This window comes from Chlorogloeopsis sp. ULAP02 (assembly GCF_038404745.2).
Taxonomy (GTDB): domain Bacteria; phylum Cyanobacteriota; class Cyanobacteriia; order Cyanobacteriales; family Nostocaceae; genus Chlorogloeopsis.
Genome location: NZ_JAYKTT020000049.1, coordinates 1 through 25,223, shown reverse-complemented (window position 1 = coordinate 25,223; position 25,223 = coordinate 1). Strand labels below are relative to the sequence as shown.

Here is a 25,223-nt window from a genome sequence, read left to right as displayed (position 1 = left end):
CCGAAGAAGGTGGAGTAATTAGGTTTTTAACGTTTCAACCACCTTATCCACGAGTTCTATTGGCTCAATTGGCTTGGCAATAAAAAGTTGAAACCCTGCTTTTAAAATACGTTGCTCGTTTTTGGCTTCAGCAAAAGCAGTGAGAGCGATCGCCGGAATTTGTCCCCCTTGCTCTATAGTACGGGAGCGAACCTGACGAATTAAGGTAAAGCCATCCTCATCTGGCATACTGATATCACTAATCAGTAGAGCGGGCGATGCCTGTGGCGGGCTACGCCTACGCTGTTCTAAAAGTGCCAATGCTTCTTTTACTGATGCTGCCACTAATACATCTGCTCCGGCGCTCTGAAGAACAGTCTGCATTAACATCCGAGCATCTGCATCGTCATCCACAACCAAAATGCACAAGTTATGCAATTGGGCAATTTTCTGATTGCTATGCAGCAATTCTCCTACTACTAGCTCCTCATTACTCAACTGCTTTGTCATTGTCACGATAGGTAGCCTCACCGTGAATGTCGAACCCTTGCCGAATCCCGCACTGGCTGCCGTGATATTGCCATTGTGGAGTTGTACAATTGTTAGAGCGATCGCAAGTCCTAACCCCAATCCTCCAGCAGAACGAGTAGTGGAAGCGTCACGCTGACTAAACCGTTCAAAGACGAATGGTATAAATTCTGCTTCTATGCCCCTCCCTTGATCAATAACAGTAATCTGAGCTTGAGACTCAACTTGTTCCAACCTGACCTCTACAGTTTCATTCTTGGAACTAAACTTGATTGCATTTGAAAGCAAATTCCAAACCACTTGTTGTAAACGAATGGCATCACCTAAAACGTTGGACACCGCAGCATCAAGATGTAACTGAATTTGAATGCCCTTTGTTTCGGCTGACAATCGAATAGTATCTGCTGCTGACCGAATTACACTTGCTAGGTCAACAGGTTCGATTTCCAAATTCATCTCACCCTTCTGCATCCTAGCCAGATCCAGCAAATCGTCAATTAAGCGAACTTGTAGACGGGCATTCCGCTCAATCGTTTCCAGTCCCTCAATTTTCAGTGCTTCATCCATCTCATGTTCAGTTAGCAATAGTTGCGCCCAGCCGTGGAGATTATGCATGGGAGTACGTAACTCATGAGACAAGACAGCGACGAATTCATCCTTTACTCGATTTATTTCTGCCAGTTCCTCAGTCTTTTGTCTCAGTTCTTCCTCTACACGCTTTTGTTCAGTGATATCAATGCCGATTAAAAACGCGGCTCTGTTTTGGTCATATTTTTGAGCCACAATTAAATAGCTACGATCTGCGCTTATGGATTTCAACTCATATAGTGCTTCAGATTGGTCTCCAGCAAAGAACTTTTGCACAAATTCACGAAACCCATTACCACTAGCTAAGAAACCAATATCCTGACCAACAAAAGCTTCGGGAGACAAATTAAAACTATCAGCTAAGTGCTTGTTGACACCTAAATAGCACAAATCGGAACTGACCCAAGATACAATTCCAGGTACAGCCTCCAGTACAGTCTGCAACTGATCTCTAGCAGCTTGCAATTTTCTTTCTGCCTGGTTGCGCTGGGTTATATCTAGAAATATACTTACACACCCCCGCACTTTTCCATCTTCATCAAATAAAGGGGCAGCATACTGCGACAGGTTAATTCTCACACCATCATCACGAACCACCTCAATCTCAGAATCCAGTATTTCCACACCATGAGTGGTAGCATATTGCATAGCCAGTTCTTCTGGAGCTAGTTCTCTGCCATCCTGGTAAACTTTAAAGTTAGTTGGACGTTCATCATTAGGAGCGCTGAGAGAGGCATTTGCGTCAACAGGTATGCCCAGCAGTTTGGCAAGAGCCGGATTAGCTCGAATAGTTCGGCATTCTGGATCTTCTGCAATGGCAATGCCAGTTGGAATCACCTCTAACAAAGTTTGTAATTCTTTAACTCGTCGATTTAAAGCTTGGTTTAACTTGATAATTTTTGCTTCTGCTTGTTTGCGGTTCGTAACGTTTTGGAAGATTGCCAAGCCCGTCAGAATTTTGCTATTTTCATCTTTGACTGGAAAAGTGTGTATTAGATAAACTTGATTGTTATAAGGGATTTCAATACACATTGGAGTACCCTGTAAGGTACTACGGTAAACTGGTTCTATCACTTCGTAAATCTCAGGGAGAACAGTTTCGTGCAGCGTTTTACCTTGAAACTCTTCTTTTGGTAAACCAAAGATTTGCAGTTCTGTACCCTCAGCACCCATAAAGCGCATATCTCGATCGAAGAGAAAAACTACTCCATTGGGTAGATTTTGGGTTAATGTTCGGTATAGTTCTTCACCTTGGCGAAGTGAACGCTGACTCTGTAATAAATCTTTTAGATTGATTTGGGCTTCTGTTTTATCAGTATCTGACTGCTGTTTACTTGACTGGAAGTTATCAGTTAGCGCACTGATTAATAGACTCTCGATAACAAATAATACAAATTCTAGACTATCGAGAGTAGAAGATGGATTTGTAAAAAAGTAATGACTAGCTAAAGCAGCCAAAAACACTGATGCCAATCCTGAAATAATGCTACCGTACCAAGTACTTATAGAGATAGCAATCACCCACAAGCTGAAAGAACTTGTGATTCCGGTTAGATGCTCTAGTCCCAGCTTTACTAGCAAGGTTACTCCCACACTGAAAAATGCAATCCTGTAGGGCAGGTATTTTTGTTTGATAAATAACATAGAGATGGGAGCAACACTCCAAAGTGAGGCCGGATAAAAAACGAGCGATGTCTACGGCGGGCCACGCCTACGCTAAAAACTATTTTCAGTATATTAGAGTATTCGGTATATTAAAACACGTATTGCTGCGTAGTAAGATTTACTAGTAACTCCTTGGCTAGCACACTTGCCGCCCTGCACTCGATTAATCATGATGCAGCAGTCAAGGCTGGTGTCAGGGTGCTACAGCCATCTGAGGTTCGGCAGTCTCTCGCCCATAATATGGAGCAAGCAAAACACCTACTCAATATCTCGGAGACGATCTGGCAGAGGTAGCATAACTGGTTAGACGATGACACGTACTGGCCTGTACATTCTGCACTCACCCACGGTGACTTACACCCAGGACACATCTTGGTTGACCAGAACTACCGAGTGACTGGACTACTGGATTGGACAGAAGCCTCGGTTGCCAACCCAGCAACAGACTTCGCTCTTTACTACGCCATTTTTGGTGAATCCGCACTCTCTCATCTACTTCAGCAGTACCAACAGTCTGGGGGTCAAGTTTGGCCTCGAATGCACGATCACATCGTCGAATTGTATTGTGCCTACCCTGTCATGATTGCAATGTTCGTACTGCGAACAGGTGAAGAATCTTACATAGAACTAGCACAGATGATGCTGTCCACACATGAACAGCAAATGGCTGGTTTAGAATATTGATTGCTAATGATACCGAATGGATATGGAAACATATTCTTCAAATCCGAAGGAGTGTTGTTTTTCGGAGAAGCAAAACCAACAGCTATCGCTGCATTGAGTGGATCAATTAATGGAATTAGCGAAGCGATGATGATCCAAACACTTCCTACTTTCGCTGCAACAGGTTCTTTTCCATTTCAGCTCACCCAGCAGCAGCAAAAAGCTTTAGATGCAATGTGGACTTTTATACAGCCGACCGTGATGGCTGCTTTATTTCTGCTGGTTGGCTATGCTGGAACCGGCAAGTCAACTATTGTATTCCAACTAATTAAAGTTCTTGTCGCTACGGGTAAGCGAGTTGTACTGACTGCACCCACTAATAAAGCTGTAGGTGTGCTGCAACGCATGGCGGCAGAAAATGGCGTAACTGGGGTAGAATTCTTCACCATTCACCAGTTGTTAGGACTGGGTATGGTAACTAGAGGTAAAGAGAAAATGCTTGACCAAACTGGGCCTTCTTACATCAATCTATTTGATGTTGTCTTTATTGATGAATGTTCCATGATTGGCAAACAACTCTGGCGCTGGATTGAGGATGTTGCTAACCAATCATCCACCTGGACAAAAATCAAAATTATTCTCATGGGCGACCCAGCACAGTTAAATCCAGTTAATGAAGGAAAATCCCCTAGTTTTCAAGTACCAGATAAAGCAGTATTGACTCAAGTTGTGCGTCAGGGAACTGGTAGCCCTTTGTTAGAGTTTGTCACTGCTTCTCGCTATGCAGTTACTAAAAGTAAACTACCATTTGAACCTTATGCCAAGTATCTGCCTGATAAAAGTAATGGGGCACTGATAGTTAAACGTCAAACTTTGCTGCGTTATGCCTGCAAAAAGATGTTTAAAGAATTTGCTCAAAACCCAGATTGTTTCCGAATTTTATCCTGGACTAATACTCAAGTTGACTTTTACAATCAGCAGATTCGCACACATTTATATGGTGAAAATATCAATCGCTTTATTCCTGGAGAGAGACTAATCACCAGAGATCCTGTGATGGCTCCTGATGGTAAAACTACGATTCTTTCTACATCTACAGAGTTTACTGTTTTAGATGTCTTTGGCGATCGTTACAACAACTATGATACTTGGAGGTTAAAGGTAGAGACAGATGAAGGGATTGTGCGTCAAATCTATGTTCTGCATGAAGATGAGCAAAAACAATTTGACCAAGAAACCAAACGTTTACTCAAAAGTGCCAAGCGTAATCCCTTTCTGTGGAAGCAGTACTACAAACATTTAGAGCAGTTTGCCAACATCAGAAACTGCTTTGCATTAACTGTTCACAATAGTCAAGGTAGCACTTTCTTAGAAGCAGGTATTGATGGTCAAGATTTGAGTAAGCGACTTTATCCAGAACGAGGAGATGACAGTAAGGCAGTACTGGCCAAGATTAGAGAGTTTAATCGTTTGTACTATGTTTCTAGCTCACGGGCTAGACAACGGATATTAGTTATCCGGTGACAATGGTGTATAGGAATCTCGACACAAAATTCAGATTAATCATTCGTGAACAATGAGAACCCCGATTTATAGAGAAGTCGGGGTTCCTACACCCAACACGAAAACCAATGACGACGTTACTGAGATTTGTACCGTCAAGGTGGTGACACGCCGAACGAAATCTTTTTGGGTTAATCCGCTCAAAAAATCGTCGAAATGTATCTTCACTTGGTATGCCTTCAGGTAAAGCTAAAAATTCTTCTAACGATTCATATTTACTCAATCCATAATGTTCCATGTCCTCCCATCCTTTTGCTCCTGCGATTACTGATAAGATTGCGATGATTAGAATATCTGCTAATAAATGAACGCGAGTTGTTTTTACACGAGGGTCTTCTATTTTACTAAAAACCGATGCCATTTTTTCTGTCAGCGCAGTAGCATTGGCTATGCTCATTTTTTGGGAATTGAATGAATTTAATTTTGTCCAACTACTTAATCTACTTAATGGTATGCCTGATTAGGAGCGATCGCGGCAATAAGACAGCAGTCTGACTGCTTACTTTCTCTTCATTTTCTGCTTGCCCTTTAAAAGATTATCTTTAGAAGATTTATAGTAAATTTTACTCAAGCGATCGCACCTTCCGCGACGAGCGAGGAACCTTGGTTTCTGACCCACACAAGATTGACGAGTTGTTTGATAATCAGAGTCAAGCGATTGACTGACGAATCGTACATGTAGGTTGAATTTCAGACAATAATATGGGAATTTATTGATGGGCGATAGATACCATGCAATGCAAAATAGAGCAAAGTATGATTGATTTACTCAAAGAGGATTTAAAGCACTCTGAGGAATATAAAGACTGTATTATCGACGTATGGTACGATAATCGCCGCAAGTGCTACCTTGCCGAGCTATACGTACCAGGACAGCAAGCGGCTGCACGCCCGGATCTAATGGTACTTGTACAACGCCATCCTTACCCCGATATCCCGACAGCGATCGCCCTCTTGAAGGAGCAAGTTGACAAACACTACACAGGAGAGAAAATCTGGTGGGATCAAATGCAATGACTTTTATGATCGACACCAGACACTGCTAATGTCATCCTCAATAATTTCTTCATCTTTTGGAGCTTCCTTCTGATTTAAATACAATCAATATAATCAGATACCAATGAAGCTCTTGTAAAAATTTCATATTCTAGTTAGAATACAAAAACCATGTTCTAACTAGAATATGAATAATCAAAATCCACAACTTGATTTAATCTCAAAGCTTGTCGCCGAAAGGCTCACTAACCGACAACAAGCATCATTAGCCAGTCAGACGTTGAGTAAAAAACAGCGACAATGGAACAAGCTCAAACTTGAACCAGTTTACTTACTCAAGCTAACAGTGAGAGTGGGTGTACAGACATTGCGTTTGTCAGGATTGCACTTAGGCATTAACCCCGAAGTCATGCAGTTGTTAGAAGATACGGCTAAAGGTGGGTATCGCGCCAACACTTCGCAACGATTAAAAGATGCCGCTCATAAACTTCAGGCCCGGCAGAAGATTATCTACAACCGTTACACCGTGTTGAGTGAACCCTTTCGCCTCGTTCATGAAGCTTCGCTACCCGATGCCCTCGAAGCGATTGATCTGATGCAGCAAGAAGCACAAGAATTGCGACAGTCAATTGTAGCTGCCCATGAAGAGGAGTTTACAGCCTTCTTATCTTGGGCGCATCAGGTGCTAACACAAGCCCATTTAGAACCAAAAGCGCTCTCAGCAGCACTAACCTATTATGCAGATGCTTATCCCACTCAAGAAGATGTAGAACAGTGCTTACAAGTTGTGGTGGAAGGCCCAATCAAGATTCCTTCCTTAATTGAGGATGCCCAGGCACAAGTCACACAAGCCCAGCAAATCCTAGAAGAAGAAGCATTAAAAATAGAACAATCGAAACTAGCGCTGATCCGTCGTTCACAAGAAACCCTCGAACAAACTCTACTTTCTACCCTTTACGATGCCCAGACCAGAAGCAGAGACGAAGCTTACGGAAAATTAGCAGAACTGTTATCAAGTATGACTTGCAGTCAACAAGAGCCTACTCTTCGCACAATCCAAAAGTGGCAGACCTTACAGCAGCGCCTGGAGACATTGACTCAGTACGATCCCAGTCTTGAGCCAATAGTACAAAAAGCAGGGCTGATTCAACACTTATTCCAAAACGACAAACAAAACTTACAAGAGATTCAAGTCCTAATGGACGATTTTAGGATGATGCTCAAGGAGCGGGTAAAAGAAGAATCAAGTAGTGCTGGCATCGCCCAGCTGACTAAAGCTTTAACCTTCGATGCTGATTATACTGAACTGCTCAAACAACTTGAGACTCTGGCTGATTCTCCGTCACCAGAAGAGTTCCACAAGCTCAAGGGCAAACTGGCGGCTATGGATGCTTTGTTACGCATCCGCAGTAAATCATTGAAACAGAAGTGGGAACAGGCAGAAAACGCTGTTCGCAAACAAATAGGTCTTGAAGAAAGACCAACCGAAGAATTGAAGGAAGCTATTAACAACCTTTCGGAGAATGATGAAGACAGTGAACTCAAACAGCCAATAAACGGTTTTGCAAACAGAAAAACAACGACACCTTACGATTTAGACGCTGGATTTTAATTTAAATAAAAATTTCATATTCTAGTTGGAATACGAAAATGACGAAAACTACCCCAACTACTGTAAAAAACGATAAAACTGCTTCAAATTGTGAAGAACGGCTTGGGCAGTTGCGTCAGGAACTGAACAGAATTTTTCTGGAACGTAACACCGTTATCGATGGTGTATTGGCAGTACTTTTGACCAATAGCAATGCAGTGTTATTTGGGCCGCCAGGGTGTGCCAAATCTTGGATGCTTCAGGAATTGTGCAGAGCAATTGAAGGAGCCAAGTTTTTTGACCGCTTACTGCAACGTGCCCAACCACCAGAGGAACTATTGGGGCAGCCGTCCCTAGTTGCCTTGCAGCAGCAGGACTCACTCATCCGTAACACTAAAAACCGCCTGCCAGAAGCCCATATTGCTTTTTTAGATGAAATCTTCCGCTGTAATGCAACCACGTTGAATGCCCTTCTGCGACTGCTCAACGAGCGGGTTTTTGAGAATCCAGACCCGCAACCAGTGCCACTACTATTCTTGTGTGGGGCCGCCAACGATGTACCGGAAGACGAAGAACTACGGGCATTCGTTGACCGTTTCGTATATCGTCCTTGGGTATCTTACGTTAAAAAGACCGCTTCCCGGCGGGAACTCATTTATCGTGCCAGAAACAATGTTTTACTCGCTGTTTCTACTCGGCTAACCTTGGAAGAAATTAAGCACTTACAAGCACAAGCTGCTCAGGTACTTTTTCCTAACCCTGTTGTGGAATCGCTGCTTCAGTGTCAGTCTGCATTAGAACGAGAAGGCTTTGACATCAGCGATCGCAAACTCCAGCAGTTGGTGAAGCTTTTGCAAGCACACGCCTACGTTCAGGGCGATGCTGAAGTATATATAGAGTCGTTCCACGATCTACTGCCTGATTGTGTATGGAAAAAAGAACCCAAGGAGCGGCAAAAGATAGCGCAGATTTTGAATCAGGTTATCCCTGATGTCAATCAGCAGGCAGTAAACTGGTATGACGCAGCCAAAGAAGAAGTGAAAAAAGTACAACTTGCTGCAAAAGAATACGACCTCCGTCCTCGTAACGACACAGAGAAAAATCTCATTGACACGGCGGATAGTGCTGCCAAGCATTTAGAGGATGTCTCTCGTCAAATTGAGAAGTTGCTTTCCCAGAACCAAGGTAAGAATGTCCGTAGAGCGAAGCGAATGCTGACAGACATCAGGGAAGATTTGATGTTAGAGGTCGCCAAATACAAAGAAAAAGTTTACTCATAATTGAGATTCTAATTAGAATATGAAATATGATTCCCGAAGAGTTTCCACCGTTTGTTTATGAAGTTAGCAGTCTCTCCCGGCTGTTCTGTAGGGAGTTTGCGATTACTTTTCATGCTGATGAATTGTTTTCTAAGGGCCATCGGCTGCCAGGGTTTGCGAGTTTTACAGTTGAAATATTTCATCGGCTATACTACGAACCTGCACCGGACAAACTAGACCCATCACCTCCAGAGAGTGCTTGGGCAGAAAAACTCCATGATGAATTTTCAGAAATAATCGGATTTCTTGATTTGGTACGGCAGTGCGAGGGTAATCAACTGGCCTCTGGAGTAGCGACAATGGAATTCTGCAAAACAGTGTTAGACCGATTGCCTCAACCGGGGTATAAGTTACAAGACCCACAAAAATTAAGAGACTTCATCAAGCGACTTAAAAATTCTTCCGCCTCTCCAGCAAAAATTCTCCAGCAGATGTCTAATCTCAACAAACAGGAGAAAAAAGAACTCAACGACCTGATTGGCTCAGTCGGGAACGATACAGATGAAGTGGTGGCAGCACTACGTTTGTTGGGTAAATCAGCGGTGCAAGATGCCCAGTATTATACTCAAGGCTTGGACTCCTCAGAAATCCGGCAAACGATAAGAGCCGCTGTAGCAGAAACTGAGGAGAAATTATCACAAGTCTCCCAATGGCTAGAAATGATGGGTTTAAGCTGGGGCATAGAAGAGGGAACAGAGCAGACCGTTGACTCGGCCCAGAAGATGGAGCTTGCTAGTAGAATTGCGACCAACGAAAAACTCAAGCTGATTGCAAAGCTGTCAGGCTCCTTGAAGGATATTGCAGATAAAAAGCGCCGTACTAAAACAGAAAATGCTTTTGGCGAACTCAGCACTATTGAACTAGGAAATAACTTATCCCGGCTCCTGCCTTGCGAACTTCAAAAACTCGCACAACCAGAACTATTTCCTTTATTCGCCAAAGGGTACTATGAGCATTCTCTACTTCAGTACAAAATTGTAGGCAAGGAGAAAAAGTCTAAGGGGCCGTTGATTGTGTGCCTGGATTCTTCTGGCTCAATGGCGGGACTCCCTGATACGTGGGCCAAAGCAGTAACAGCAGTTCTCTTGCAAATTGCGAAAAAGGATAAGCGCCACTTCCGTGTCATCCATTTTGATACTAGGGTTCGGCAGACAGATGATTTTCCACCAAAACATCATGATTACCGGAAATTTCTGGACTCGATGCTGAGTTTTTACAGTGGTGGGGGTACAAATTGGGAACCAGCTTTGACAGAAGCTATTAAATGCTTAGACAACACCAAGAGCTTGCACAAAGCAGATATTGTTTTGATTACAGATGCTCTATGTGATATGCGCCAAGACGTTCTAGAAAAACTTAAAGCTCACAAACAGCACCTGGAAACAAATATTTTCTCCATTCTAATTGGAAAGCATAATGAAAAAAATCTGACAAAATTCAGCGATCGCATTTGGGTAATTAGAGATTTAAGCCCTGAAGCTGACTATCAAATTGAAGAATTATTTTTGATTTGAGTTAGAAATCGCTCTTGAGGCTGAATGTAGAGAGCCAAAACAGCCTGAGTGTCGAGTGATTTTAGTCTGACATTATCGCAAAACCCAAACATGCTTGGTTTGATAAAATTCCCCGCGTTGTTCGAGTACGAATCCATTCAGCAGTAACCCTAGCCAGACATGCACCAGCGGCATTCCCAACGATTGCTGTAGCTTTAGCAATGGTACCGCCTGATCGTACTGATTCAACCGCGTTGCGATCGCTGCCCCCCACTGGGAAACATCCTCTTCGTGCGAAGCGGCGATCGCTTGTCGATATGCCACTTCTGGGTCAATGAGTTCTGTCTTTGCCAACGCATCGATTAAGGCGTGTCGATCAACTGGAGCAACAATTGATTGTGTATCGTCAACGTCACTGAATTGGGGTGCTTTATGCGGTAAATTAATTAACGGCTCGATGTACTGCTCAAAGTCAATTTGCATTGTTTGCCGCACATAGCGATCAAAGGCATCTTCCGGCATAACTGGACCATCATGGCTCGTTGTTGCTTGGATCTCCTCGAACGTCAATTGCGAGCGCGCTTCAAACACATCGGTAATTTGTGCGATCGCTTCCCCTACCACGCTCAGTTGACTCGAACAATCCAAATCCACGATCGCTGCCTCAACTTCTTGCCACAGTAACGCCAAATCTGCACCTTCGGGTTCGGTTGCAGCCTGCTTGAGAACATCCCACACCGTCAGGGCAAGCCATTCAACCTGCTGCATGACTCACCTGTAGATGATAGATGCAAGGACGAATCGGACACAGTTGAGGGTCAAGCCGTTCTAAAGCAGCAAATTTTTTAATACCGTATTTACCCTCCAGCAGTTCGAGCAGCTTTCTCACATATTGATGGATTTGACCAGGCACCATGCCAACGCAATGAATTGGTTGCACGATCCCAATCTGAGTCTGCCCCTGCCACACCTGTGCAGAAATAGCATGAACGATCGATTCTGCTTTGGCTTGACGGTACACCACTAACACCGCGTAATGCAAATCTGTGAACGCTTCGATCTCAACCGATGGCAGTTCAACAACTGTTTCTTGGCGCTGGCGGTTGCGCTGTTGATTTTTCCGATCGCGATGACGAGCATACGAGCGACGGCTGTAGCACACCTTCGGATTCCAGCAATTATCGCCCTCAGCTCCATGCAAGACTTGTGCTTGAGCGGCATCGAGCATGGCGCACTTTTGACATTTGAGGGGGATTGAACGTCTCGATACGGAACGGGATGACGATTGAGCCATAGGATTTTAAATCATCAGGACAAAGCCAGAATCTGAAGTAAATTGCAATTTTTATCCTGCATCCTCTCCTCAAAAAACTGCAACGAAATAGCAGGCGTTTTTAATTTTGCTTTCGTCGATTCTACCACAATTGCCTATTTTGTCTTAGACTCGTCTTATTCGAGAGAAGATTAGTTATCTCGAATATCCTGCTCAGAACAAATGTACTATGCTTCCCCGCAAAAGCGTTCCCACGCCCGTCCTGATTCAAATTGATCGCAACGATTCAATCGAACTCCAAAAGCCAACCCAGCCAACCGAAATGCGAATGGTAAGAGTTGAGGAGTATTTGCAGGCACGATCGCTCTCTCCCAAAACCCAAAAAGCTTATCGCCAGGATTTGCAGCATTTTTTGCGCTGGATTGATCGAGCGTGGGCAACTGTGACACCGCACCAGGTGGCACAGTTCAAAGCGCATTTGTTACGAGTTGAAGACGGAAAACAAGTGTTGTCGAATGCAACCGTCAGGCGCATTCTGGGGACACTTAAGGCGTTTTATGGCTGGCTATGGCGTTGTGGCTATGTCGATCGCGACCCAACCCTCGAAGTGCAGTTGCCCAATTTGGTGGAACCGGAAGCTGGGAATTTAAGCGATGAGCAGGTGGAGCGAATTTTAGCTGCCGCTGCCGAAACGCGGTTGAGGGAGCGCAATTTAGCGCTGATCGCGGTGCTGCAACACGGCATTCGAGCAGAAGCGGCAACGCTGCTGAACATTGAGGATTTTGATGGAGTCCGGCTCCATGTGCATCAGGATAAAGCGGACAGTAAAGGCGTGGTGCCATTGGATGAGGATGGGCAGCGAAAGATTGAGGCTTACTTAGCTTGGCGCAAGGGTCAAGGAGAAGTGTTGCAGCCGGAGCGTCCGCTGTTTGTGTCGCATTCACGGCGCAATGCGGGAGCGCGAATTGGCTATGACACGATCGATAAACTCGTCACACAGTTGAGACAGCAGACGGGCATTCCATTCCATGCCCATCAGTTCCGGCATACCTACGCGACGAATTTAGTACTTGATGGCATGAACCCGTATCATGTGATGACTTTGACGCGGCACAAGTCTGTGCAGAGCTTTCGTCGCTACACGAAGGCAGCGGATCAAAAAGCGGCGGAAGCAGCATTTTATGAAACTAAGCGTCGCAAGCACAACCCTTCGTCTGGGGCAGGTCACTGAAATCAATCTTCCACATTCCATTTATCGCTCTTGTGCGATTGCCCAAGGGGCACTGGCAAAGCCAATCGCAACAATCCTGATGAAGATGTCCAAAAGTGGCAAACTGCGATGGTGCAAAGCGCCCGCCGTAGGCGATCGCCCAATATCTTGTAGATATCAAAGATGAGATTTCTTTAGCGAAACTGCAACGCACTTGTGGCAAGGTTATGGTTGAAATCACAAAAATCATAGCCAAATTTAGTGGCTATAAGGTAAAGCTTTCGCTTTATTTTACTGAAGGGGAAAACATTATCATTCCTAGTAAATGTGGTACCAGCAGTGATTAGCAATTCAAGCGAAACATTTCTAAAAGATGCTGTTGTTGAAAGATATAACATCTCTAATTTGAATAAAACTCGCATCCGTTTCAAGATTCAGTTAAAGAAGACAACCAAAAGTAATGCTCCAAAATGGACAGATGTTCTCAAATATTCTCAAGATGAACAAGAATCTGACTTAGTGAAGGTTACAACCTCAGAAGTTGGTTTAAAGGGCATCAAAGTTTTCAAAGCTTTGGACGAAGCAGCAAACCAACTAAGGCAAGAAATTGCTTCAGTCCAAGAATGGATGAATTATGACAATGGTGATTGGATTTGTCCTATAGACTTAGCGCCCTTGGTCTGGAATCAACTAATCGGAATTCGAGATAATATTGCACCTGTTTTACGCACTCAACTTAAAGAAGAGTATGAAAAGGGGTACACAGACTATCAAGAACGTATTGACAAATTTCTTTCACTCAATGCTTGGCAATTATCTGTAGAACAACAACAAGAAGTTAAGCAGAACTTAGCCAAAGCTTTTCCCTGTTTAGAGGAACTAGAGGACTATTTACAAGTAGTAATTGGTCGTCCTGTCATTATTCCCGCCATCAGTGAACAATTGTCAGAGAAACAAGCTGAATGCTTAGGGCAAATAACTCGATTTATCGAACAGTATGACAGAAATTTAGAACAAACACTGAGGGAATCAGCGATCGCTCTCGGTGAACAACTAGCAGCCCAGTTGCTCGAAGATTTGAGCAATTGGGAACCAGGACGCAAGCCAGTCAACTTCAAGAGAAAGATGGAACGTCATTTCAAGAAAGTCCAAATGCTTTTGGCTAACGCCAGCTTTGAAGCCGGTAGCAGTCTTGGACAAATGATGACTCATCTAGAGAATATTCTCGAAAACGTTTCTGTGGATGCCAAAAAGCTGGATTCACAAGGGCGTTCTCAGTTACAGGAAAAAATGGATGAAATTTGCTTCAAGCTTCTGGATGAACAACGCCATCTCCAACGATTAGCAAGTGATGAGGGCATGGGTTTAACCAGAGCCACAGCGATGTCTCTCAAACTTCGCTAGAAAAAACAATCAAGAATGTGTCTGTATCGTCCTTGATCGAAAACGAGGTGTGGGGGAGCCATTGCGGTGAAGCAGCCCCCATCTTGGCGGTTCCCGTCGATAGCGCAGCGTTAGCGAGTCCTCGAGCGTCTGGGGGACTGCTGAACCCGAAGGGTGGACGGGTTTCTCGGCATAAAGGAGCCAGCGCTGTGGGCGGGTTTCCCGACTTGAGGCGACTGGCGTCAAGTGGCGTTGTAGAGCAAAATAATACGCCCACACTTCCCAAGCTTGCTACGGAACTAAGAGGGGAAGTGATAGGTAGGAACTTTTTGCTTCCTTGTCTATCACCACTGTTCCCATTAATTTACCAATCCACAGTATTTAGAGGTAGGAAATGTCACACTTTTCAACTGTCACTACAAAACTAACTAACCGTGAATGCTTAGTACAAGCTCTACAAAATTTGCAGCTTACCGTCCAAGTTTATGAAAAACCACAATCGCTGAGAGGTTATTACAGCGACTCCCAAGGGAAAAGTGCTGAGATTGTTGTCCCTGGTCGTAGTTTAAGTGTCCGCGCAGATATCGGGTTTAAGTGGGATCGAGAGGCAGGAGTGTATCAACTCATTCATGATGCCTATGAAACTGTACCTCGACTAGGAGAAAACTTCTTTTCTCACACCCTCATGGAAGCCTACGGTAAGAACATGGTTCGCGCTAAAGCAGCCCAGTTACAAGAACATCTGGGAGAATGCAGCATTACAGAAGAAACCAACGGTCAGGTACATACCCTGCGTCTTGCATTTTCAACACATCAGCAAACTCAACAAGTACGGAGGTAACTTATGGAACGGGCAATATTGATACATTTTGACACTGTTACAGGCGAAGTGAAAATAGAAGCCGAGGGATTTGAGGGTTTGTCATGTCTAGAAGCAACCCAACCCTTTGAGGAAGCTTTGGGTGTGGTACAGGGCGATCGCACTTACAAACCAGAATCTCAACAACAGCTTCGTAGCACGATTACTCATCAACAACAGTTGTACCAATAAATGGGCATTGCTGAATTATGGGATGAAATTTTACGTATTGAAATTTAAAACTCCCTATTCTCTCTGCGTCTCTGCGTGAGATAAATAATCCCGCATTTATGCAACGCCAATAAATGATGACAAGGGAAAGTGGAAAGACAAAGAAGATAGGGGACTTTAATAATTCTTCCTTGTTTTCGTGTCATTCCACCTATAAACATTCGATGGGGGAACGAGGAAAATTCCCCCGCACAATTTTTCTATGAGCGAACTACCTGAAGATTATCCGATGCTCCATATTTACCCCTCAAAAGGAGCGCGGGAACCAGTAATTATCAAAGGAAATGCGGAGGGACTGTGCGCTTTAGTTAATGCCCTAATTTCCGCCATTGCTCATCCAAATTCTTCTGGAGTTGCTGAAGTGTTTAACGGCGATGCCGAAGTTTACGAAGTAGTCGTGCATCTTGTTACCACTCACGAAAAACTTTCTCCCGTACCCGATCAAAATTCGCAACAATGAAACTATCAAACTTGATTACCACCATTGATTCTCAAATACCCATCGTGGCTTTAGAAGTTCTGTCCCCCGAAGAAGCCACTATCATTCAGTGGTTAACTACTGAAGTGATGGACAAACTTAACAGTCCTGTGTACTTCTGGAATTTGGGAGTTTCCGGCTTGGAGCAATGTCTGATTGCTGACGACGGTGGACTGGTGTTCAAATCAGTCGAAACTTATAAAAAGCCTCCTAACATAGACCCTTTAATATATGTGTTCGAGTACATCAACAATTTCGGCGGTAATGGGGTTTTTATCCTGGGAGATGTTCACCCTTTTGTCGGTAAAAACTCTCTGCAATTGAGTTGGGAAGTCCTCACCAGAGTAAAAAACTTGTACCATCGCCTCAAACCGACTGAAAAGCGAATTGTGTTTTTAGGTCAAAACATTCAACTGCACGAATCCTTGCTGAGACTAATTCCTTGCTGTGAAGTTCCTTTGCCCAGCATTGAGCAAATTCAAGAACACTTAGAATCATATTTGCTGTACTTGCAAGAATCTGCCAGTGAGCAAGAGGTAACTTTTACCGTATCTCTCACCACTGAAGATAAAGAAACCTTCGCAAGAGCAGCATTAGGGCTAACCTTGGAGGAAATTAGCGACTTTCTCCGGCTCACTGTTAAGGAGCGATTAACTTCTAAAGGTATAGTAATTGATACTACGGTCATCCCTTTGGTTGTCGAATACAAAACCCGCCTATTGGCTCAGATGGGTATCGAATTAGGTAAACCGGCGACTATACCCTTTGGTGGTTTGGATTTATTGCGGGATTGGTTGCAACGCCGCAGCCGGTTATTTTCCCAAGAAGCGCGATCGCTAAATCTACCCCAACCTAAAGGGGTGCTACTAGCAGGGCCACCAGGGACAGGTAAATCGATAGTGGCGAAAAACATTGCAACCATACTCAACCTTCCACTGCTGCAATTAGACATTGCCTCGATGCTTGGTAGCCTGGTTGGAGAATCTGAGGGCAATGTCCGCCGCGCACTCAAGACTGCTGAAGCTATTGCACCCTGTATTTTGTGGATTGATGAGGTCGAGAAAGCACTTTCAGCTAATGGCGATACCTCTGGAGTCTCACAAAGGATTCTGGGAAATATCCTCACTTTCATGTCTGAATGTACGGCGGGGGTGTTTGTGGTGGCAACTTGTAATGATCCAACAGCGCTGCCTATTGAGTTCAAAAGGAAAGGGCGGTTTGACGAGAATTTCTTCATTGACCTGCCTACTGAGTTGGAACGCTGCCAGATTCTCAAGATTCATTTGGAACGGTTTGGTATAGAAGTTCCACAGGAATATTTAGAGGCGATCGCTGCTGGCACCGACAAATTTAGTGGTGCTGAGTTAGAAACCCTGGCATCAGAAGCAGCTCTACTGGCTTTCGATGAGGGAAGACCTCAGCAGGTCACACTGGCTGATTTGGAAAATTGTCAGCAAAACATTACCCCTTTAGCGATTCAAGATGCTGCTGCTGTTGAACGGATGCAGTCTTGGTCAAAGATTGCGCGACCAGCTTCCAGTCCTGTGCAGGTGTCTAAGAAAGGTCTTCGCACTTCTAGGTTCCGCACTAATTAGATAAATGCGCTTCTTCTAAGACCAAGAAGCGATGTCTGCGGTGAGCGATCGCGAACAGGGGGGCGTAGCCCATCGCGAATAGGGTCTCGTAAAGCCTGCGGCATAGCTTCGCTTAGGGCGCAGCCTAAAAAGAGAAACGAACGACAAAATGAAATAAGTTACTCCACGTTAAATTTTTACTAATTTGGCAATGCCTAATTAGTAATGATTTGAAGCTTTTATCAAATGAACATTTTAACAACAGATGTTCATTTGACATGGCAATATTGTACTTTAAATTAGGTCAAAAATATGGAAATTTACTTAATATTTGTAAATGCAGCTCAGAACAGTAACAAATTCTGGAGTGCAAAAGTTGAGCAAGGTAATCTAACTGTTGAGTGGGGTAGGGTCGGCTACAAATCTCAGCAAAAAGTTCACTCTTTCGGTAATTATCAACAAGCAGTTTCTAAATTTCATAATCTCGTGGCTGAGAAGAAAATGAAAGGCTACCGAGAAAGCCAACCTCAAATTGATAGTACTTCTGATTCTCTAGAAATCAAAAGAGCTATCCAATTACTGGAGATTTTGCGCCCTTATGTAGCACAAAGACAATTTGCCAATAGAAATTATCTAGAGACATTAAACCAATATTTGAAAATCGTTCCTACACCTTTAGGAATGAAAATAGACCCGTCTCGAATATACCGCGATGTGGCAGATGTTGAACATCAACTATCACTGCTGAACTCTTTGTTGGAAACTGATTCTGTGCTGGCTGATAACACTACAGAAGAATCTGCTAATAACAGCAAAGTTATCAGTTTAAAAAGCATTGGAAAGAACTTTTGGAGGCATTTGTAGAAATAATTCAGGAGCGGAGCCAGATATTCCCAAAGCTACGATTAGAATAAAGGCTTATTTGAGAGCGCTTAAATGGGATATATCAGTAAACTTCCGTATGTCTCACAGAGTAAAAGCATCTGATTCAAAACTTCACATCCTTTATTTTCTGCTATCGCAGTCACCTTTCTAACAATGACGCAACCAGAAAGAAATTATCATGACTCAAACAGCATCGAAACAAAGGGTAAAGCCTGCCAATCAGACAAAACAAACAAGTGTAGCTAATCCTAAAGGCGAAAATGAAGTATCAGCAAATATCCCAGAAATATCTACAGGTAAAAAGAAAAAACCTACATCTTCAGATGCTGATACTTCAACTGAGCCTATCTCAAATAAGCGTACTAATAAACGTTCTGCCAAATCAGAGTTAAACTCTCAACCATTTATAGAATCAGGAATGGAGGTAATCTGCTCACAAACTAAATTTCACGATGCACTCTCTTTAGTTAGTTGTGCTACCCCAGCTAAACCTACCCATCCGATTCTTGCTAATGTTCTAATCATTGCAGATGTCGAAAGACAACAGATACATTTAACTGTTACTGATTTAGCATTAATAATTCAGGCAAGTTTTGAAGCCCAGGTGTTGCTCAAGGGTGAAATCACTGTGCCAGTAGAAATGCTATTTGAAATAGTTAAGCATTGCCCTAATGGTAATATTAGCCTTAGTAGTCAGACTCAGATTATACAGCTTAATGATGAGGATAAGCAAACCAAAATCTGCTCTCTCAGTTTATCTGATGCTGATGGAAAATATGAAATTAGAGGCATTAGTGCTGAAGAATTTCCACCTAGTTCTACAATTGATGCTACTCCCATTCCTCTGCCAACAACAGTTTTCAAAGATGGTTTGAAAGGTGTGATTTATGCTATTAGCACTGATGAAAATAAATATATCTTGACCGGAGTTCATATCCAACTTACACAGGAGAAGTTAAAGTTTATTGGTACTGATGGGCATCGAGTCGCAACCACTGAACTTTCAACTCAAGGAATTGGTAGAAAACCCCGTAAACAAGTAGAATCTTCAGAGATACAATTTACTATTCCCGGTCGAGTCCTCAAGGAACTAGCGCGTAACTTGGATGATTCTGTCGAATTCATTAATCTGTTGTATGATGCCCAAAGTAATCGCTTGGGTTTTGCTTGGCAAGATATTATCCTCAGATGTCAATGTCTGGAAGGAACTTACCCTGACTGCGAACAGCTATTGGCAAAATTTAGCTTTGACCGAGAAGTAATCCTAGAAAAAGCATTCTTAGTCAAAGCACTGGAACGCTTATCTGTGTTAACAGATAAAAAAGAGAAAGGTATTTATTTACAGTTTGATGGAAGTTTGCAGCAGTTACGATTATCAATTGAACGGGAGTTTGGCAAAGGCGATCAGGTTATTGCTGCTCATCTACCATCAGAAATGTCATTGAATATCCAGTTTAACCTCAAGTATTTAGTAGAAGCAGCCAAAGCAATTCCTAGTTCCGCTATCAAAATGCACTTGCAACAATCAGATCATCCTGCCATGTTGGTTCCTTATGGAGATAGACCAAATCCAGAACTGCAAATGGAAATGCGTCAATTCTTATTGCCACTGTACACTCTAAATACTTAATAAATGTTAACCGCAATCTTGAAGTTTTGTAGGTTGTTTTGGATACGAGTAGTGTTTATTTTAGACGGGGATTTGAGCAACTCTGGACAAAACTGGACAATATAAACGAAAATCCTCGATTTTGACAAATAGAAACTGTGCATTTTGGCGGTAAATATCCGACTAGTTGCCGCCAAAATACCAAACAAGCAGTTATTAATGAAAATCACCTGCTGTTAATAGTTGTAAATACAGAAAAGGAGGAAATTCGGCAATGGATAAGCTAGACCAATATCGCAATGCTATCAAGAAAATATTGACTGAGTATTACGAAACTACTAAGACTCAAGTTGTAAAAGATGCGGGAGTTGAAGTAAGCGATCGCTTGGCTTTTGATGAAACAAGAGATCAATATCTTTGGTTTAGGTTTGGTTGGGATGACAAAAAGCAAATACAGTATATTATCATCTATCTCTGCATTAAAAACGGCAAAGTTTGGGTGGAAGAAGATGCAACTAATTTATGCGTTGTTGATGATTTACTATCAGCCGGAATACCCCAAGCCGATATTGTTTTGGGTTTCCATCATCCCAGTAAACGAGGTTTAACAGAATTCGCTACTGCTTAAGGAGACAGGTAAAAAATAGAAATTTAGCATTGTATGAGCCAAGGATATGAATTCTAAAATCGCTATAGCTCGGTTATAAATTCAATAAATTTATCCACCTGTTTCAACGTTTAAATAATTAGGTGTACTCAACTTCTGGTATTGGTAAATCTTACTGGTAACGGTTGAGCAAATCAGCCTATTTTGGATTCAAAATTACACCCCCTTAACAGGGGTAAGGGCGACAACTTAAGGTTAATGAATCCTATGTCTACAGTCGCCATACATCAAAAATATCGACCCCAGACAATAGCCGAATTAGTTGGACAGCCCTACATCAAAACTGCTCTGACTAATGCTGTAAAATACCTGCAAATTGCACCAGCTTATTTATTCACAGGTTCTAGAGGCACAGGTAAAACTTCAACTGCTCGGATATTTGCTAAATCACTGAACTGCCTCAACACTAAAAAACCAACTGACCAACCTTGTGGTATTTGTCAATCCTGCCGTTCAATTGAAACCAGTAATAGCCTAGATGTTAGTGAAATTGATGCTGCTTCTAATAATGGTGTAGATGATGCCCGTGCTTTAATTGAGCGCAGTACCTTAGCACCTGTTGCAGGACGTTACCGAATTTTTATTCTCGATGAGTGCCATTGTCTAACCGGTAACGCCTTCAATGCTTTACTTAAGTGTATTGAAGAACCGCCACCTCATGTAGTATTCATTCTCTGCACTACAGAATTGCACAAGGTGTTACCTACCATTGTCAGCCGTTGTCAGGTGTTTAATTTCCGCACTTTGTCTGTTCAGGCAATTGTGCAGCACCTCGGTATTGTAGCAGATGCAGAATCTATCTCTATTGATGATCAGGCACTAACAGCGATCGCACGCCTGGGCGATGGTGGACTCAGAGATGCACTGCAATTACTCGGTCAGGTGAGTCTTTTAGATGAAGATATCACTGCCAATCATGTCATGGAAATTGCTGGTGGTGTGACAGAAACAGAATTAATGTCAATTTTACAGGCAATATCCACGAATAACACCTTTAACTTGCTGCAAGTAGCAAGAGTTTTAGTAGATTCTGGAAAAACGCCCAAATTGATTCTCTCCAACTTACTGCAAACATACCGAGATTTATTGATTATCAAGTCTGCACCCAAAGACCAATCCCTGCTAACTGGTTGTGTTAGCTATGCTCAACTCAAGGCTTTAGCAAATCACTGGAATTTCGAGACGCTTAACTTGTCTCTAACAGAGTTACAAAAAGCAGAAAACTATCTTCGGTACACAGTAAATGCTGCTGTGTGGCTAGAAGTTTGCTTACTGAACCTGATACCCAGTTTATTGCCTGTCAGTGCAACCAAGACGCTAACTGCTAAACCTGTAAATGACAAAGGGCATGATAGCAAATTGTTACCAGCAGTTGCAGCCAATACCGCTAACCTGGCTCAAATTTGGCTTTCTGTGATGGATACAGCTAAACCCAGCAATCAAAAGCTGTTGGCTCATGCAAATCTCGTTAAATTGCAAGGTGACAAGGCAATTTTAGAGGTTACACCAGCTTACCTCAAGAAGTTTGAGAGTAGTAAAGAGGCGATCGCTAAAATGCTGCAACGAGCTACCCAAAGTCAAAAACCAATGACTGTGCTAATTAAAACTGCAAACAAGAGCAGTAATGGGAGGGTAAAAGGATGATTGTCTTGCTGACAGGTGACGACGAATATGCCATCCAGGAACAGCTCAACCAATACAAAGCAGAGATTGATACCCAATGGCTCACACTTTGCTATCACCGATTTCCAGCCGATCACCTTGACCAAGCTATCAGCGTAGCTCGCACTCGTTCCCTGACTGGTGGTAAAAAACTGGTGATTGTGGAAAATTGCCACCTCAAGCAGTGGGGTGATACTGAGTTAGAAACTTTGCAGCAGCTTGTTCAAGTGCCTGAATTCACAATTCTGGTGTTTGTCGCCACCAATGTAGATAAGCGCCTGAAGATTTACAAACATCTTGTCAAGTATGCCAAGTTGTTGGAGTTTCCATTGATACCACCTTGGCGTACTGATTTAATTGAAAAAGCGATCAGTACTCAGGTTAAAAAAATTAAGCTGGTGCTGTCAAAGGGTGCAGTGGAATATCTAGCAGAAGCAATTGGTAACGACATGACTCGTGCAGCCACAGAGTTACGCAAACTGTATATTTATGGTAATGGCAGACAACTTGAACTTGGAGAAGTAAAAGAGTTAGTGCCATGTCAGACTCAGAATAGCCTACAACTGGCATCTGCTATTCGCCAAGGAGAAAGCAATCAAGTTTTGCACCTGCTGGATGATTTACTGTCACGATCGGAACCATTAATGGTGATTGTTGCTACTCTCCTAACACAGTTTAGAACTTGGCTGTGGGTTAAGTCTGCAATTGTTTCTGGGGTTAAGAAAGATAGTGAATTAGCTCAACTGTGCAGTATCAGCAATCCTAATCGCATTTACTACTTGCGTCAGGAGGTAGCAAATACAACTATCAATACTTTAGCTAAAGCAGTAACTATGATGCTGGACTTGGAAATGTCTATTAAGAGGGGTGCTGAAAGTAAGGATTTACTGCTAATAATTCTTAGTGTTAGCAGGTTATTTAAGTTAACTTAATCAACATAAAGTTGACTGAGAGTTTTGGATTTTGGATTGTATATTTGATTTCAGTCTAAAATCCAAATTCACTAATAATGATATTAGTATCTAACAAAACTTTCACAAGTTATGTTTCTCATTTTAGGAATAGGACGTGCTGGCTCTCTTGAGAATATTGGTATCAAGTAAGTATTTCAAGCTCATAGTTCAATTTCTCTGACCACACTGCGCTCTCGTAAGTCAGCGAAATCATCATCAGTAAAGATAATCCCCTCGCTTTGGATTACGCTTCTAAATTTTTGTAATCCCTCCCAAAAATTATCCCCTCTAGATTCCTCCTTTTTTTTACGGAGAAACTCAAACAAATAGTCCAGTTCTTCTGTAGGCAAACTTTCAATAGAATTAATAATTTCTTGTAAGTTCATCATAGAACCTCCCAATCAAGTAAACTCTACCTTTACTAACTCTATTTTAATCTCTAAATCCAAAGCCTCAGCCTCTTACATTTAGCCAATTTCCGCGAAAATATGATACAGTATCGGGCGCAGTGAGGGCAGAAGCAGCGATTAGCGTAGGCGTAGCCCGCCGCAGGCATCGCCAGGGCAATCATCAATAATCCACCAATTTTTACTTTAGATGAATCTACAGCTAATTTAGATCCTTTAACTGAAAAAGCAATTAAGTTTTGCATTCGCTGGATGACTTACTGTCCACTTTGACGAAATAGGGTTATTTGCTTCCAGAAGGAGGAAGTAAATTCCGATATTCCCAGTGTCCGCGTTTGCCCAAATCTTGAATAATATTTTCAGCAGTTTTTATTGCTTGGCCACTGGTGCTTTGAATAGCTTTACTGAGGATAGCCTTAGTTTCATTCTGCCAACCATAGGTACTCCAACCAGACTTATCATTTTTAATCATCAGTTCAAGGCACTCGACAGATGATTCTGGCATCGTATCAACAAGTACAGCTAGACGTTCCAGCAGCAAAAAATCAGGGTCTACTTTGCCAGTTAACTCAAGAATCTGTTTAATCTGTGCAATAGCCCAAGCGTCCTCAAATTTTGCTGAACCGAACCACCAGCCAAAAGCAGCAAGTTCAGTAGCGTAGGAACTAGTTTCAGCAGAATTAAACGCTGTTTCAAAACGCTTCTTCCAGAGCAATTGGAGACTATTAAGGATTTGCGGATCTATCTCATCTTGTGTGTTCTTAAGGCTTCGCCCCACAAATTCAAGAGCATAGCCACGCAACGTATCAGAAGCTAACTCAAAAAATCGTGCTAGTAATGCTCCTGGCTCATCCAAATTCATCTTCCCACGCCAGTAGAAAGTCATTAAGTGATTGGCAAGGCCTTTATCAGTATCTGTCAGTTTTTCTTGTTCAATCAAAGTGGGATCGATTTGTTCAACTGCATAGCGGTATTCCTCATGTAGTAAATCAAAGGTATTGTCATAAACACCAGAAAAATTAATGTAGCTTTCCCAAGCAGCACGTCGCAGATTGCTAAAAGTCTCATCCTGTGAAAATATTTTTCCTATGCTTTGATTTGCCCATAGCGGATCTAGTAAAGCCAGCCAAGGAAACCACTGACCATAAACTGAGCGTATTGCTAAAGATGGCTCTATATCTGGGTTAAGATGTTCATCAAGTGCCTGCCGTACTTCTGGCATTTCATCAAAACCTCGTTGCAACTGCTCTGCACTCTCAGGTATTTGCTCAAAGTGGCGACGAATCCAGAGGGCATAGCGAACAACTGTGTGCATTGCTTTCCCGCGAACAGTATTAATTGCCAGGTCACTATAATTATTATTTGAGCTATGGTACTCCATTTCTCTTTGTGGTGTGGGGTCTGGATGTTGAGTTAAAAGTCTGAGGATGTTCCAAACCTGATTACGAAAATTAAACTGAATTGCTATTGTATCAACGTTCAGTCCGACTCCAAGCAAGTTTACCACTGTTCGGCAAGGTTCGAGCCAATTGCTGGTGGGGTCATTATAAATTGTTTGAGATTTCTTGAATTCCTCAGATTTCTCTGCTAACCAATTGCAGAGACTTAGAACAGATATCCAATCAAATTCTCTTATTTCTTGCTGTT

General features: G+C 42.7%; 24 protein-coding genes and 2 pseudogenes. 19 read left to right on the top strand and 7 right to left on the bottom strand.

Annotated elements, in window-relative coordinates:
- Positions 1 to 18 precede the first annotated feature (18 nt).
- On the bottom strand, positions 19 to 2,739 hold the full coding sequence (locus tag U2718_RS17060; RefSeq protein WP_342001701.1) for an ATP-binding protein: 2,721 nt from the start codon (positions 2,737 to 2,739) through the stop codon (positions 19 to 21).
- Positions 2,740 to 2,892: 153 nt separating this feature from the next.
- Here U2718_RS17060 and U2718_RS17055 point away from each other — a divergent pair, with 153 nt between their 5' ends.
- The 3 genes and pseudogenes from U2718_RS17055 (at position 2,893) to U2718_RS17045 (ending at position 4,947) form a co-directional block, all read left to right on the top strand.
- Entirely contained in the window at positions 2,893 to 3,054 is a 162-nt protein-coding gene (locus U2718_RS17055; RefSeq protein ID WP_342001703.1) for a hypothetical protein, read from the top strand.
- Between the two features lie 30 nt (positions 3,055 to 3,084).
- Positions 3,085 to 3,444: pseudogene (locus tag U2718_RS17050) on the top strand (phosphotransferase); the annotation flags it as partial.
- 6 nt (positions 3,445 to 3,450) lie between these two features.
- Positions 3,451 to 4,947, top strand: coding sequence for an ATP-dependent RecD-like DNA helicase (locus U2718_RS17045; RefSeq protein WP_342001705.1), 1,497 nt, complete (start codon positions 3,451 to 3,453; stop codon positions 4,945 to 4,947).
- A gap of 157 nt (positions 4,948 to 5,104) precedes the next feature.
- Here U2718_RS17045 and U2718_RS17040 read toward each other — a convergent pair.
- Positions 5,105 to 5,347: pseudogene (locus U2718_RS17040) on the bottom strand (transposase family protein); the annotation flags it as partial.
- Positions 5,348 to 5,718: 371 nt separating this feature from the next.
- Here U2718_RS17040 and U2718_RS17035 point away from each other — a divergent pair.
- The 4 genes from U2718_RS17035 to U2718_RS17020 all read left to right on the top strand — a co-directional run bounded on the left by U2718_RS17035 (position 5,719) and on the right by U2718_RS17020 (position 10,406).
- Entirely contained in the window at positions 5,719 to 6,003 is a 285-nt protein-coding gene (locus U2718_RS17035; RefSeq protein ID WP_342001707.1) for a hypothetical protein, read from the top strand.
- Between the two features lie 166 nt (positions 6,004 to 6,169).
- Positions 6,170 to 7,594: a hypothetical protein gene (locus U2718_RS17030; RefSeq protein ID WP_342001709.1), complete on the top strand. Its 1,425-nt coding sequence runs from the start codon at positions 6,170 to 6,172 to the stop codon at positions 7,592 to 7,594.
- Positions 7,595 to 7,632: 38 nt separating this feature from the next.
- Entirely contained in the window at positions 7,633 to 8,853 is a 1,221-nt protein-coding gene (locus U2718_RS17025; protein WP_342001711.1) for an AAA family ATPase, read from the top strand.
- A gap of 26 nt (positions 8,854 to 8,879) precedes the next feature.
- Positions 8,880 to 10,406 carry a vWA domain-containing protein gene (locus U2718_RS17020; RefSeq protein WP_342001713.1) on the top strand — a complete coding sequence of 509 codons (1,527 nt, stop codon included), beginning with the start codon at positions 8,880 to 8,882 and terminating at the stop codon, positions 10,404 to 10,406.
- Between the two features lie 72 nt (positions 10,407 to 10,478).
- Here U2718_RS17020 and U2718_RS17015 read toward each other — a convergent pair whose 3' ends face one another.
- The 3 genes from U2718_RS17015 to U2718_RS17005 all read right to left on the bottom strand — a co-directional run bounded on the left by U2718_RS17015 (position 10,479) and on the right by U2718_RS17005 (position 12,017).
- On the bottom strand, positions 10,479 to 11,153 hold the full coding sequence (locus tag U2718_RS17015; RefSeq protein WP_342001715.1) for a hypothetical protein: 675 nt from the start codon (positions 11,151 to 11,153) through the stop codon (positions 10,479 to 10,481).
- Positions 11,140 to 11,679 (bottom strand): hypothetical protein, encoded by a 540-nt coding sequence (locus U2718_RS17010; RefSeq protein ID WP_342001718.1) that lies wholly within the window; start codon positions 11,677 to 11,679, stop codon positions 11,140 to 11,142. Before U2718_RS17010 ends, U2718_RS17015 begins: the two co-directional genes overlap by 14 nt.
- 206 nt (positions 11,680 to 11,885) lie before the next feature.
- The gene (locus U2718_RS17005) at positions 11,886 to 12,017 is read right to left on the bottom strand and encodes a hypothetical protein (protein WP_342001719.1); all 132 of its coding nucleotides are present in this window, start codon (positions 12,015 to 12,017) and stop codon (positions 11,886 to 11,888) included.
- Here U2718_RS17005 and U2718_RS17000 point away from each other — a divergent pair.
- From U2718_RS17000 to holA, 12 genes are all read left to right on the top strand, one after another.
- Positions 12,008 to 12,889, top strand: coding sequence for a tyrosine-type recombinase/integrase (locus tag U2718_RS17000; RefSeq protein ID WP_342001721.1), 882 nt, complete (start codon positions 12,008 to 12,010; stop codon positions 12,887 to 12,889). The genes U2718_RS17005 and U2718_RS17000 overlap by 10 nt on opposite strands.
- A gap of 30 nt (positions 12,890 to 12,919) precedes the next feature.
- Positions 12,920 to 13,042, top strand: coding sequence for a hypothetical protein (locus tag U2718_RS16995; protein ID WP_342001723.1), 123 nt, complete (start codon positions 12,920 to 12,922; stop codon positions 13,040 to 13,042).
- 153 nt (positions 13,043 to 13,195) lie between these two features.
- Positions 13,196 to 14,272 carry a hypothetical protein gene (locus tag U2718_RS16990; RefSeq protein ID WP_342001725.1) on the top strand — a complete coding sequence of 359 codons (1,077 nt, stop codon included), beginning with the start codon at positions 13,196 to 13,198 and terminating at the stop codon, positions 14,270 to 14,272.
- 373 nt (positions 14,273 to 14,645) lie between these two features.
- Positions 14,646 to 15,092, top strand: coding sequence for a DUF1257 domain-containing protein (locus U2718_RS16985; RefSeq protein WP_342001727.1), 447 nt, complete (start codon positions 14,646 to 14,648; stop codon positions 15,090 to 15,092).
- A 3-nt stretch (positions 15,093 to 15,095) separates the two neighbouring features.
- Positions 15,096 to 15,302, top strand: a complete 207-nt coding sequence (locus U2718_RS16980; RefSeq protein ID WP_342001729.1) for a DUF2997 domain-containing protein — start codon at positions 15,096 to 15,098, stop codon at positions 15,300 to 15,302.
- Between the two features lie 241 nt (positions 15,303 to 15,543).
- Positions 15,544 to 15,801: a hypothetical protein gene (locus U2718_RS16975; RefSeq protein ID WP_099066956.1), complete on the top strand. Its 258-nt coding sequence runs from the start codon at positions 15,544 to 15,546 to the stop codon at positions 15,799 to 15,801.
- Positions 15,798 to 17,414 carry an AAA family ATPase gene (locus tag U2718_RS16970; protein ID WP_342001733.1) on the top strand — a complete coding sequence of 539 codons (1,617 nt, stop codon included), beginning with the start codon at positions 15,798 to 15,800 and terminating at the stop codon, positions 17,412 to 17,414. The genes U2718_RS16975 and U2718_RS16970 overlap by 4 nt, the downstream gene beginning before the upstream one ends.
- Before the next feature lie 291 nt (positions 17,415 to 17,705).
- A complete protein-coding gene (locus tag U2718_RS16965; RefSeq protein ID WP_342001735.1) occupies positions 17,706 to 18,257 on the top strand; it encodes a WGR domain-containing protein in 552 nt (183 codons plus the stop codon).
- 199 nt (positions 18,258 to 18,456) lie between these two features.
- On the top strand, positions 18,457 to 19,908 hold the full coding sequence (gene dnaN, locus U2718_RS16960; RefSeq protein WP_342001737.1) for a DNA polymerase III subunit beta: 1,452 nt from the start codon (positions 18,457 to 18,459) through the stop codon (positions 19,906 to 19,908).
- Between the two features lie 253 nt (positions 19,909 to 20,161).
- Entirely contained in the window at positions 20,162 to 20,515 is a 354-nt protein-coding gene (locus U2718_RS16955; protein WP_099066952.1) for a XisI protein, read from the top strand.
- Positions 20,516 to 20,761: 246 nt separating this feature from the next.
- Entirely contained in the window at positions 20,762 to 22,198 is a 1,437-nt protein-coding gene (dnaX, locus tag U2718_RS16950; protein WP_342001740.1) for a DNA polymerase III subunit gamma/tau, read from the top strand.
- Positions 22,195 to 23,148, top strand: a complete 954-nt coding sequence (gene holA / locus U2718_RS16945) for a DNA polymerase III subunit delta (protein WP_342001742.1) — start codon at positions 22,195 to 22,197, stop codon at positions 23,146 to 23,148. Before dnaX ends, holA begins: the two co-directional genes overlap by 4 nt.
- 182 nt (positions 23,149 to 23,330) lie before the next feature.
- On the opposite strand, the gene U2718_RS16940 is transcribed toward holA, so the two are convergent.
- On the bottom strand, positions 23,331 to 23,558 hold the full coding sequence (locus U2718_RS16940; protein ID WP_342001744.1) for a hypothetical protein: 228 nt from the start codon (positions 23,556 to 23,558) through the stop codon (positions 23,331 to 23,333).
- Positions 23,559 to 23,859: 301 nt separating this feature from the next.
- Positions 23,860 to 25,223, bottom strand: a 1,364-nt coding sequence (locus U2718_RS16935) for a hypothetical protein (RefSeq protein WP_411813314.1), incomplete at its 5' end; no start/stop codon positions are given.